The organism is Euzebya rosea (genome assembly GCF_003073135.1).
Lineage (GTDB): Bacteria > Actinomycetota > Nitriliruptoria > Euzebyales > Euzebyaceae > Euzebya > Euzebya rosea.
Window position 1 is genome coordinate 196,973 of the sequence record NZ_PGDQ01000001.1, and the last position, 12,039, is coordinate 209,011.

At 70.7% G+C, this 12,039-nt stretch carries 8 protein-coding genes; 3 read left to right on the forward strand and 5 right to left on the reverse strand.

The window, feature by feature from the left end; genetic code table 11:
- Window positions 1–1,028: 1,028 nt before the first annotated feature.
- Entirely contained in the window at window positions 1,029–2,114 is a 1,086-nt protein-coding gene (locus CUC05_RS00800) for a hypothetical protein (RefSeq protein ID WP_108664170.1), read from the reverse strand.
- 189 nt (window positions 2,115–2,303) lie between these two features.
- On the opposite strand from CUC05_RS00800, the gene CUC05_RS00805 reads away from it, so the two are divergent.
- Window positions 2,304–3,233 (forward strand): DMT family transporter, encoded by a 930-nt coding sequence (locus tag CUC05_RS00805; protein WP_170127886.1) that lies wholly within the window; start codon window positions 2,304–2,306, stop codon window positions 3,231–3,233.
- A 27-nt stretch (window positions 3,234–3,260) separates the two neighbouring features.
- Here the strand turns inward: CUC05_RS00805 and CUC05_RS00810 are convergent, their stop codons facing one another.
- From CUC05_RS00810 to CUC05_RS00820, 3 genes are all read right to left on the reverse strand, one after another.
- Window positions 3,261–5,444 (reverse strand): putative bifunctional diguanylate cyclase/phosphodiesterase, encoded by a 2,184-nt coding sequence (locus tag CUC05_RS00810; protein ID WP_108664172.1) that lies wholly within the window; start codon window positions 5,442–5,444, stop codon window positions 3,261–3,263.
- A 43-nt stretch (window positions 5,445–5,487) separates the two neighbouring features.
- The gene (locus CUC05_RS00815; RefSeq protein WP_108664173.1) at window positions 5,488–5,907 is read right to left on the reverse strand and encodes an NUDIX hydrolase; all 420 of its coding nucleotides are present in this window, start codon (window positions 5,905–5,907) and stop codon (window positions 5,488–5,490) included.
- A 75-nt stretch (window positions 5,908–5,982) separates the two neighbouring features.
- Window positions 5,983–9,054, reverse strand: coding sequence for a cell wall-binding repeat-containing protein (locus CUC05_RS00820; RefSeq protein WP_108664174.1), 3,072 nt, complete (start codon window positions 9,052–9,054; stop codon window positions 5,983–5,985).
- Window positions 9,055–9,269: 215 nt separating this feature from the next.
- On the opposite strand from CUC05_RS00820, the gene CUC05_RS00825 reads away from it, so the two are divergent.
- Complete coding sequence (locus CUC05_RS00825) at window positions 9,270–10,406, forward strand: acyl-CoA dehydrogenase family protein (RefSeq protein WP_108664175.1); 1,137 nt, start codon at window positions 9,270–9,272, stop codon at window positions 10,404–10,406.
- Between the two features lie 66 nt (window positions 10,407–10,472).
- Here CUC05_RS00825 and CUC05_RS00830 read toward each other — a convergent pair whose 3' ends face one another.
- Window positions 10,473–11,213, reverse strand: a complete 741-nt coding sequence (locus CUC05_RS00830; RefSeq protein WP_157965056.1) for a protease inhibitor I9 family protein — start codon at window positions 11,211–11,213, stop codon at window positions 10,473–10,475.
- Window positions 11,214–11,316: 103 nt separating this feature from the next.
- On the opposite strand from CUC05_RS00830, the gene CUC05_RS00835 reads away from it, so the two are divergent.
- Window positions 11,317–12,030 (forward strand): class I SAM-dependent methyltransferase, encoded by a 714-nt coding sequence (locus tag CUC05_RS00835; protein ID WP_157965057.1) that lies wholly within the window; start codon window positions 11,317–11,319, stop codon window positions 12,028–12,030.
- Window positions 12,031–12,039: the final 9 nt, after the last annotated feature.

The window sequence follows — 12,039 nt, forward strand, 5'->3', positions numbered from 1 at the left end:
AGGGTCCCGTCGGTCACGGCCCGGTCCACCTCGGGCTGGTCGACCAGCTGTGCGGAGGTGCGCAGCATCTTCCTGGCCGCGGCAGGGGTGGTGCCGGTGGCGGTGGCGATCAACGTCGCCGCGTCCCTGGCCCCTGCTGTGTGGTGGGCGTCGGCCTCGGTGGTCCGTCGGGCAGCCCTGGTGAGCATCCCGTCGACGATCCGGCCGGCACGACCCAGGTCGGCGACCAGCCCGGCGATGTCGGGGTCGGGGATGGCATCGGGGTCGAACCGGGTGGCAAGGGCATGCAGGTGGGTGACCAGCTCGGTCACCTCACCCGCCTCCACCACCCCTGACCCCATACCCCGAACCCCGCCTCTCACCTGTCTCGATCGTGTGTTCGAGTATACCGCCTCGGACGGTCTCGGATCGAGTGTTTCCCCAGCTCAAACGGCATTTCTGACGGTTCGTCAGTGGTGATCGTCTCCGCTTCGTGGCTGCTGATGGACCGTGTCATCCAAGGCGGTCTGGAGTGGGCAGGATCCTGACCGCACCCCGATCAGCCACGATCGGCCCCCTCGTGGACAACCGACTCCCAGCGGCGCTCCGGACCGGGTCCGTGGTCCTCGGGCTCCGCGCCTGGGAGCAACGGTCGAGGCCGTATCCCCGCTCGATCGCGGGTGCGCAACTCCGCGAGTCAGGGTGAGTCACGTCTGGCCGGCCGGCGGCCAAGACTGCCCGACGCGTTGCTCCCCGAACCTGGCATCCGGCGACGATTGTGGTCACCGGTGCACCGGTGCACCCGCCGCCACAATCGTCGGGCGACGCCATTCGTGGGCACCGCCTCGATGCCGATCGCACCGACGCTCCTGTCGCCACGAGGTGCGACCGAAGGCGGTGGTGTCAGCCCGAAGGGGCCGATGCCGGCCAGGCCGCTGCGCGGCAGCTCGGGTCCTCAGCCGCCCTGCTGCTCCGCGGTGTTGGTCTGGCGGCGCAGCGGTCGGGCGGTTTCCGGGCCTCGCCAGGCCGCTGCGCGGCAGCTCGGGTCCTCAGCCGCCCTGCTGCTCCGCGAGGATCCGCTTCTTCTCTGCTCGCACGTACGCGGCCTTGGCCTTCGCGCGGGCGACGCGCTCGGACTTGCCCTCTGCGACCAGCTTGTCGAAGACGGCCTGGTCGATCTGCGCCTCGACGTGGATGTCGTCCTCCGGGCGCTTCTTGACCTCCTTCTTCTCCTCCGCTGCGGCAGGCGCCGCGGCAGCCGCAACGGCCTCGCCGGCGGTCTTGCTGGGGGCACCCGCGAACACGGGGGTCAGGGCGTACAGCGTGCACTTCTCGCGCCAGCGGTCGATGGCGCCCTCGCCATCGGGCAGGTTCAGCCGCTTGCCCACACCCGCCTCGGCAGCCTTGGCCCAGCGGGGGTCATCGGACGACACGACCTCGACGGTGGCCTTGGTCCGCACGACGGCCGAACGCATGTCCTTGGATCGGGCCACGATCTCGACCTCGTCGGTCGACGGCTCGAGGCCCTCGATCTGCTGCTCCGTCGGACCGGAGAAGACGAAGATCGTCCCCTTGTCCAGCACGAACCAGGCCGGCGTCTGGTGCTTCTCGTAGACCAGCCCGCGGGGACGGTTCTTGCGCAGCTTCTTGCTGCCCGGCACCACCGGCTCCTTGCGGTCGACCACGATCCACATGATCGACCCCTTGCCCAGGGCCTTGGCCAGGGTCTCCTCGGCCATGACCGAGGGGTCACCGCCGCCGCCGACCTCGAGGAACATCGGGACGGTGCTGACCTCGTCCCCGTCGACGAAGAAGGTCAGCTCGTGCTCGTCGCCACGGTCCACGAGCAGCCGCGGGACGGTGGTGGTCAGCCGGTCCTCGAACTGCTCACCGCGCAGGTTGACCTTGCGCTCGACCGAGCGGAACACCTCCGCCCCGGTCGGGTCGGTGATCGTGAAGTACTCCAGGTACAGCCCCTGGGGGCCCTGGTAGTCACGGACCACCACGAACGGGTGGGTCGTTCCGGGCACGGCGTCGGTACGGACCACCGGGTCGAGCAGGGTCGGGTCGACCTTCGACGCCTCCCAGATCTCGGTGTCGATCGCGAGGGCGTAGTGCACGTCGGCGCGGGTCATCGCGGCTTCGAGCTCCTTGGAGTGGTCATGTCGGCGCCAGCATCGGCGCAAGGCAGGGCCGCCGGAACCGGCGGTGAACGTCTGGGGGAGTATACGGCCTCGACGCCCACCCCCCTGATCGGGCCTGTCGGCCCTGACGGCCACGCGACGTTTTGGTCGACGGAGCCCGGGGCTGACAACGTGGTCGCCGTGACCGCCGCCACCTCCTCGGGACCCGCCACCACGACGCACACGCCCGCTCGTGTCCGCGTGCTGCTGGCGGTCGGCATGCTGGCGGTGTCCTTCGCCGCGGTGCTCATCCGGACGGCCTCGGCCCCTGCCCTGGCGCTGGCCTTCTGGCGGTCCTTCGGTGGTTCCGTGGCGCTGATCCCCTTCGCCCTGCGCGACACGGTCCGTCCGAGTGCCCCCGAGATCCGTGCCATGCTGCTCAGCGGCGTCTTCCTGGCGGTCCACTTCGCGTTGTTCATCGGCGCGTTCGCCTACACCTCGGTCGCCTCGGCGGTCGTGTTCGCCGCGACCGCGCCGGTGTTCGTCGGGCTCGGTTCGTGGGTGTTCCTCGGCCAGCCACCGAGCCGGCGGACCTGGTTGGGCATCGGCGTGGCGATGGCCGGCGCGGCGGTCGTGGCGATCGCCGACGGCGGAGAGGGGGCCACCGGCGCCAACCCGCTCCTCGGTGACCTGATGTCCCTCGGCGGTTCGATCGCGGTCAGCGGCTACCTCGTGATCGGCCAGCGGACCCGGCAGCGCCTGTCGGTGGCCACCTACGGCGCATGGGTGTACGGCACGTCGGCGATCGTGCTGTTGGTCGTGTCGCTGGCCACCGGCAGCGCGCTCGTGGGCTTCGACGGCATCACCTGGCTGGCCATCCTCGGACTGCTCCTCGGCCCGCAGCTGCTGGGCCACACGATCTTCAACCAGGTGCTCAACCAGGTCCCGGCCACGACCGTCGCCGTCGTCGTCCTCAGCGAGCCGATCGGTGCCGGGCTGCTGGCCTTCCTGCTGCTCGGCGAGGTGCCCCCGGCGCTGCTCGCCCTCGGTGGACCGTTGATGCTGGCCGGCGTGTTCCTGGCCGCCACCGGTGAACGGCGACCTGCTGAGTCAGTCGCCCCCACGGGGTGAGCCCGGTGAATTCCTGACCTCGGTCGGTCAGTGGTCCTCGCGTGCCGCCGGGGCGTGCGCTCGCACCAGCTCCAGCGCCTCCTGGGCGTTGAGTGGCACCCCGAGGTGAAAGCACTGCGCGTGGGTGCACCCGAGCTCGGCAAGGGCGGCCAGATGGCTGTCGTCGCGAGCCCCCTCCGCGACGACACGGGCGGCCCTCCACGCCCCGACCCTGGTGATGGCCCTGATCAGCTCACGTCCTGCGGGGCCGTCGGTCAGCCGGTGGACCACCTCGCGGTCGATCTTGATCTCGGCCAAGGGGAGCTCGGCCAGCCTGAGGAAGGACGAGTACCCGGTGCCGAAGTCGTCAAGGGACAGCTGGACCCCACGGTCTGCAAGCGCGAGCAGGGCGTTCCACGCGGGGGTGCCCGGTGTCAGCACGCCGTCCTCGGTCACCTCCACGACCAGCCGTTCGGGTGGGAGCCCGTGGGTCTCCAGCGCCGCCTCGACCGTGGCCACGACGCCGCGGTCCAGCCAGCGAGGCGACAGGTTGATGGCGAAGTCGAGGGTGGCGTCGACCTCGAGGCGACGTGCCGCCTGCCGGCAGGCCTCGTCGATGACCCAGTCGTTGATGGTGTGCATCAGCAGCGACTGGTCGGCCACGTCGAGGAACTGGGACGGCAGCCAGACCGTTCCGCCGGTCCGTCTCCAGCGCAGGAGCGCCTCGAAGCCGCCGAGCCGACGGTCCGGCAGCGACCAGGACGGCTGGTGGAACAGCTCCAGCTGACCCGCGTGCAGCCCGACCCGCAGCTGCGTGGCCAGCTCCTGGCGGCGGATCGCCTCGGTTCGGGTCGCGCGGTCGAAGCGCTGGACCCGCCCTGCCCCGCCTGACTTCGCCACGTACATGGCGGCGTCGGCGTCGCGCAGGACATCGGCCGGGTCAGCACCACGAGCGGCGGACGCAAGGCCGATGCTGGCGCTTGCCGACCCTCCACCCGACGCCTTGCTCAGGGGACGTTCGAGCACGGTGCGGACGCGAGCCACGACCTGGTCGGGATCCTCGTCCCGCACCACCACGACGAACTCGTCACCGCCGAACCGGGCCACGAAGTGCGGAGTCGTGGCGTTCAGCAGCCGGTCGGCGATCTCACGGAGCGCGGAGTCACCGGCGTCGTGGCCGAGGCTGTCGTTGATGATCTTGAAGCTGTCGAGGTCAAGGGCCAGCACGGTCATGGCGCTCGTGGGGAGGTGTTCGGCCAGGAACGCCACGAGGTGGTGACGGTTCGGCAGGTTCGTCACGTCGTCGGTCAGCGCCATCTGACGCATGCGGTCGGCCGCGTCCATCCGGCCGAGCAACGCCGAGAGGTGGCCCGCGACCAGCGCAACCCCGCTGCTCGCGACCTCGGGGTCTCCCAGCACCAGCGCTTCGATCGCCAGCACGTCGCCCTCGACCGGGACCCTGACGATCCGAGCTGCGGTGTCGGCCACCTCGTTGACGGCATCGCCGACGGGCACCCCTGCCGCCGCGACGACACGTCCCACCTCGTCGTCGGTGACGATCCGTGCCCCGGATGCGAACCCTCCGTTCGCCAGCAGCTCGACCACACGCGTCAGGACCGACGGGCGGCCGCTGTTGTCGACGGCGTCGGCCCCCACTCGGAGCAAGCCCTCGACCAGCTGCACCCGGGCGCGGGCCTGTCGCCGGTGCGCACGTTCGGTGCGCCGCATGAGCTCCGTCTGCACCACCGGTCCGGCGACACGGGCGATCGCCAGCACGTGCCGGGCCGCGCTGTCGTCGGGCCGCTCGTCCGGACCCGCGTAGTCGACGCTGATGAACCCCACCGCACGTGGGGCGTCGTGGTCGTGCGACACGAGTGCGGCAAGGATCAAGGCGTGGACACCGGTGCGGGCGACCCATGGACCGAGGAGACCGGACTCGCCCAGGTCATCGATGATCACGGCTTCGTCGCTGTCGACGGCCCGTCGCACGAGCGGATGGCGGGGGGAGAACGACGTGTTCTCGAGCAGTGGAAGCAGGTCCTCGGGCACGCCGTGCTGTGCCCACGGCCTGAAGCGACCGTCCTCGAGCACGTAGACCGACGCACGGTCGCAGCCCACCATGACCGTTGCGAGGCGGCACAGCTCCTCGAGTCGACGGGTGATGGAATGTCGGCCGGCCAGCACTTCGGCGAGTTCGAGCAGCGCCTCGGTGTCCGTCGAGGGCTGGGTCATTGAGTCGATCTTCCTTCCCGTCCCCCTCGGCGATGGCCAATCATTACCCAGTCAGCTCGTCGAGTAGTCCTTGGTCGTCCAGGAACGCCACCGTTCCGGGCACCGTCGGGAGGGCCTCCAGCGCCGACCTGGTCACGAACCTGACCGCTGCGGCATCGTCGCCGGCCCGCAGCGTGGAGATGTCGGCGACGTCGACTCGGTAGTCGAGGATCACGAAGTTGTGTGTCGGACCCATCCGGTGCGCAACCCCGCACAACGCCACGACGCGCCCCCGCAGACCGGTCTCCTCCTCGAGCTCTCGGAGCACACCCGCGTCGATGGTCTCGCCCGGCTCGAGCCGTCCGCCGGGGAGGGTCCACGAGCCGCGGGCGGGCTCGTTGCCCCGCTGGACGACCAGCAGGCGGCCATCGTGGACGACCACGGCGCCGACGCCGACGACGGGAGGGGGAGGACCAGCAGGCACGTGCGGCAGCCTACGCCCGACAACGCGAACGCCCGGACCACGAGGGCCCGGGCGTCCGTCTGTTCAGCGACCTGGCTACGCCGAGGTCGTCTCCTCGACGAGGATGGCGCAGGACCAGCCGAAGAGCGGGTCGGCGACCCAGGTTCCGGCGTCGGTCGCGGCCGAACCAGTGGCCTGTCGCTGCGCGAAGGTGGCGCCCGGCAACACCGGGGCGAGCACCTCCTCGTCACCGGCGAGTGCGGCCATGGCATCGTCGTTGAGCTGCAGGACCTCCACACCGCGACGGCTGTCGGCGACGATCACGTAGTCGCCGTGGAAGTACGGCGCGTAGCTGCTTCCGCCGGTGGGGCGGGAGTAGGCGATCTGGCGAGGGTTCGCCGGGTCGGACACGTCCAGGAAGCGGGTGCCCTGGGCGTACCAGGAGTAGGCCACGATGCCGTCCTGCACGTCGAAGTAGTGGGCGCTGCAGAACAGGTCGGGGGACTGGCCCTCGACCATCGTCGGCGACCAGATCCCCACCGTCTCCAGGCGGTACGGGTCATCGGGAGTGGACACGAAGCCGGCCCCGGACTCGCTGCCCGACAGGCTCGCGATGACGAACCGACCGTCGGTCTCGCACCGGGTGGAGAACGCCTCTTCGGTGTTGTAGATCAGCTCGCCCTCGGCGAAGCCGCTGGCGTCGAGGTCCGCGGCCTGGTCGGCCGTGTCGCCCACGGCGCGGAAGGAGTTGTGCACGAGGCGGCTGGGTGCGGCCTCGTCGGCGAGCGTGCCGCCGGCGTAGGGGATCGGGTCGACGGGGGTGGCCACGCGCTCCTCGCCCGTCACCGGGTCGGTGTGGGTGCCCATGGTGTGGTAGCCGTAGATGCCACCGCGGGAGGAGACCCAGGCGATGCCCTCGGCGTCGACCTGGACGTCGTGGGCGTAGTCGGTCACGCCGTCGTTCTGGTTGGTGACCAGCGGCTGGGGATACGTGAACGGCTTGGCGGGATCGGTGATGTCGGTGACGAAGATCGGGCGGCCGGCCCAGTCCTCGGGCTGGTGCTCACCGGTTGCCGGACCGCCGGACCACAGGTAGTCACACGGGCCGGAGTCGGACAGGACACACGTGGCGGTGTGGCCGGTCGGCAGCTCGTGGAAGGCCAGCTCGACGATGTCGGTTGGGTCGGACACGTCGAAGATGTACACGCCGGCCACGCCGTCGTCGGTCGAACCGCCGTAGGCCCGTGGGTCGCGGGAGAGGAAGACCAGGTCGCGGCTGTCGTCGACGTCCATGTCCTCGTTCTGCCAGAAGCCCGGCATGTCCGCCGACCCGAGTGCGACGGGAGCCGCGGGGTCGCCGATGTCGAACAGCTGCAGGCCGTACCGTCCGCTCGTCGCCATGACCTCCACGCCGTCGACTTCGAGGAAGTTGATCGATGTCGAGCCGCTGGTGCCGGGCACGGTGACGATGTGGTCGATACCGCTCGTGGTCGACTCGTTGACGTCGTACGGCGGTGCCTCCGTGGTCTCGAACTCGCTGTAGTCGCTGCCGATGGCCGCGAAGCCCTCGGCCGCCGCGCCGTTGATGGCCAGCGTCCAGCTGTCGATGTCGGCGTCGACGTCACGGGCGGTCAGCCCGTCGGCGGGCAGGCAGCCTTCCGACCCGTCGACGGCGAAGGTCGTCGTGCCATCGCTGATGCGGAGGCGGGTGACGGAGTCGGCGGGCGAGCCGGCGAGGCACACCTCGTCGTCGATGACGTTGACGTGGGCCGCCATGTTGTCGAGGGAGGCGGCGTACCGGGCGGCGAAGCGCACCGCGGAGGTGTCGCAGGTCTCCTCACCGTCGGGGCCGGCAGCGCAGACGTTGACCACGACCAGGCCCGGGGTGTTGGAGGTGAAGGTCGCCGCAGCGGTGCCATCGGCGGCCGCCGGGACGGTCTCCATCCCCATGGTGGGGACGGCCATGCCGATGCTGTTGGTGTCGGGGGTGACGGTGAACGTCGCCTCGACGCCGTCGAGGTCGACCGACGCGAAGCTGGCGTCACGGTCGATCAGGTCCGCGGTGACGGTGAAGGCCTTGCCGACGGGCACGACGGCCACGTCCGGGAACGCGGTGACGGCGAGGTCGCAGACATCACCGGTCGCTGCCGCGTCCAGCACGGACTGGGCGTCGGCGTCGCTGACGGCGTTCTCGCCACCCGCGACGTAGAGGGTCGAGACGGTGCAGCCCAGGGCCGAGGCCAGGGCGTCGGACGCGATGTCGCCGCCGGCCAGCAGGACCGGCGCAGACAGGTCACCCGCCAGCGGCGCGGCGGCGAGGGCGTCGGGGAAGTCATCGCCGGTGGCAAGGACGGCAGCGGTCGGACGCCAGTCGAGGGCGGTCATGGCCCACGTTGCGACCTCGGCCGCGGTGGCCTGACGGCCGTCGCCGGCCAGCCGGGTGACGTCGACGTCCAGGGCCTCGAGGTCAGCGACGGTGTTTTCGCTGATCACGGCAGTGCCGCCCAGGACGACGAGGCGCTCGATGGCCAGCTCGTCCACGAGGGCCGAGGTCTGCTCGGGCACGCCGTCGGCGTCGACGAGCAGGAGGGGCAGGCCTGCGCCTGCCGCGACCGCACCACCGACGAGGGCGTCGGCGAACCCGCCGGCGCTGGCGACCAAGGCGGTGCGCTGGCCGCCCACCTGGCCGGGGATGGTCGGGTCGGCGGCGACGGCGGCACGGACGATGGCCGCAGCGGTCTCGTGGCGGCCGTCACCGGCAAGGCGGTCGACGTCCAGGCCCAGGTCGGCCAGCGCCGTCTCGACGGCTTCGCCGAGCGCAGCGGTCCCGCCGAGCAGCGTGGCCGAGGATGCACCCAAGTCAGCGATCGCATCGACGGTTGCCTCGGGCAGGCCGTCGGTGGCGGCCAGCAGGATCGGCGCGTCCAGCGCACCGGCCAGCACGGACCCCACGAGGGCGTCCGGGAAGGAGTCCTGGCGGGCGATCAGCACGTGGTCGGCCACGTCACGCTGGCCGGCGATGGCGGCCGCGGTGGCAGCACGGCCGTCACCGGCGAGGCGGACGAGGGCGGACTCGGGCGGGCTCTCGTCCTGTGCGAGCGATGGGGCGACGGCGGTCAGGGATGCGACCAGCAGCAGCACCATCACGGGGATGGTTCGACGGATCATCGAGGGATATTCCTTGTTCTCGGCGGGAGTGTTGCCGAACGTTGTTCATCCTGGTGGAACGATGTTCCGCCAGCGTCCGGTGGCGGCAACCTACGCGACGGCGACAGCGGAACCAAGATCCACCATCCGTTTGGTCACGCGCGGTGAACGGGGTCGGCCCACGGGGAGGGCGTCGTTCCCCTGCGGGGACTGCGGGTTGGCTACGCTGACGCGACATGGACTTCGATCTCAACGACGAGCAGGCTGGCATCCGCCAGCTGGCGAAGGATTTCTGCGATCGCGAGCTCGCGCCCAACGCTCGCGAGCTGGACCGCACCGAGGCGTTTCCCGAGGAGCTGGTACCCAAGCTGTTCGACGTCGGGTTCCTCGGCGCGACGATCCCGACCGAGTACGGCGGGATGGGCCTGGACTACCTCTCCTACGGGTTGATCGTGGAGGAGACCGGCCGCACCGACGCGTCGATCCGTTCGATGATCTCCGTCAACCTCGGCCTGGTCGGTTCCTCGCTGCTGAACTACGGGACGGAGGAGCAGAAGCAGGAGTGGCTGCCACGCCTGGCGACCGAGGGACTGGGGGCGTTCGGCCTGACCGAACCCGACCACGGCTCGAACCCCAACGGCATGACGACCTTCGCCCGTCGGGACGGCGACGACTGGGTCATCAACGGCTCGAAGATGTGGATCACCAACGGGTCGCGCGGGATCCTCACCGTCGTCTACGCCCAGACCGATGACGGCATCACCGCCTTCCTCGTCCCGCAGGACACGCCGGGGTACTCGGGCACACCGCTGCACGGCAAGCTCGGCCTGCGGGCCGGTGACACGGCGGAGCTGTCGCTGACCGACGTCCGGGTGCCGAAGGAGAACGTGCTGGGTGAGGTCGGCAAGGGCCTGCGCATCGCGCTGCACTCGCTGGACAACGGCCGGTTCTCCCTGGCCGCTGGCTGCACCGGCATCTCGCAGGCCTGCCTGGACGCGTCGCTGGCGTACGCGCTGGAGCGGGAGCAGTTCGGCAAGAAGATCGGCGGGTTCCAGCTGGTGCAGGAGCTGCTCAGCGAGATCTACCTCGACCTCGAGGCCAGCCGTGCGCTGACCTGGAAGGTCGCGTGGAAGCACGACAAGGGCGAGCGGCACACCGTGGAGTCCAGCGTCGCCAAGACCTTCGCGTCGGAGGCTGCGGTCAGGAACGCCAACCGGGCCGTGCAGGTGCACGGCGGCTACGGCTACTCCGACGAGTACCCCGTCGGCCGGTACCTGCGTGACGCCCGCGTGACGACCCTCTACGAGGGCACCAGCCAGATCCAGCGCCTGCTGCTGGGACGCCACCTCACCGGGATCTCCGCGTTCACCTGAGCCGCGCGAGGACACCACTGGACCGGAGTGCGGCGTCTCGCAGGTGAACGCCAGCAAGCACCGCGTTCACCTGAGCCGCGCGAGGACACCACTGGACCGGAGTGCGGCGTCTCGCAGGTGAACGCCAGCAAGCACCGCGTTCACCTGAGCCGCGCGAGGACACCCGGGATCGGACAGCAGACGACGACGACCCGCGCCACGGGCGCGGGTCGTCGTCGGTTGCTGGCCGGTGCTACGGGCGGTCGAGCTGGAAGGCGTAGCTTCCCGAGCCGCTGTAGCTGTACATCTCCGGGTGGCCCGGGTGCCGGTGTCGACGACGTAGACGTGCACGCCCTGGCCCGACGCGGTGCAGGTGTAGTCACCGTCGAGGGGCAGGTTGCGCTGGTCGATCCGGTCCAGGCCCCAGGTCGCGCCGGACTGCGTGGCGTCGAGGGTGACCGTCCGGTCGGCCTCGATGTACTCCACGTTCGGGTCGCTGCGAAGGGCGTCGACCGCCGCGTCGGACAGCGTCGCGGAGAATCCGCGGAGGGCCGAGGAGTAGCGGTGGTGCACCGTGCCGCCGAGCACGCCCACGAGGGCTTCGGTCCCTCGAATGTCGAGCAGCGAGGCCCGCTTGCGATGCACGACGATGTACTGCCCGTCGATCGCCGAGGCGTCGTCGGCGTGCAGCAGCGGTGCCTGCACGTTGGCCTCCGCCGCGGGAGCAGCAGGGGTGGGCAGGAAGGGTTCGGTCTCGGCCGCCTGGGCTGCGACCGACGCGAACAGCAGCACGATCGCTGCGAGCGGTGCGATGAGTGATCCTGGCAAGGAACGTCTCCCCGTTCGGTGTCCGCCGGAGGTCCGCGGCAGGAGTGAACCACCGCGTGCATTGCCTTGCTGCACGGCCGGTCCGGTGCGAGGCTGCCGCACCATGTCGGACCCCTGGTACCGCAGCTTCTTCGACCGGACCTACACCGACGTGTGGGATGCGGCGGGGGCCTTCGCCGGCACCGACGAGGAGCTCGCGGGACTGCGGTCAGTGCTGCCCGCCGACACGGGGCTGCGCATCCTCGACGTCCCGTGCGGCTTCGGCCGCCACGCCGGTCCGCTGCACGCCGACGGCCACCGGGTGACCGGACTGGACATCTCCGCCGACCAGCTGGCGCTGGCCGAGGAGCGCAACCCCGGGCCGACCTACCAGCGGGGCGACATGCGCACCCCGCCGCCGGGTCCGTTCGACGTGGTGCTCAACCTCTACAGCGCAATCGGGTACTTCGACGACGACGCCGAGGACCAAGCGGCGTTGTCGGCGTGGTGCGACGTGCTGGTACCCGGGGGCCTCCTGGTCATGACCGGCAACCATCGTGATCGGGTCGCGCGGATCCACCAGCCCGGCCAGCGGTTCCCGATGGGCGACACCGGCGCCAGCGAGGAGCCCTCGATCGACTGGGTCACGGGGGTGAACCACTCGACGCTCCGCATGCCCGATGGCACCACGAGGCGGTTCGACGTCCGCCTCTACACGCCGACGGAGCTCGTGGCCATGGCTCGCGCCGCCGGGTTCGCCGACGTCGAGGTCATGGGGGACTGGGACCAGCGGCCGATCAGTCCCGAGACCCGCATGGTGCTGCTGGCCCGGCGGTGATCAGGCGTT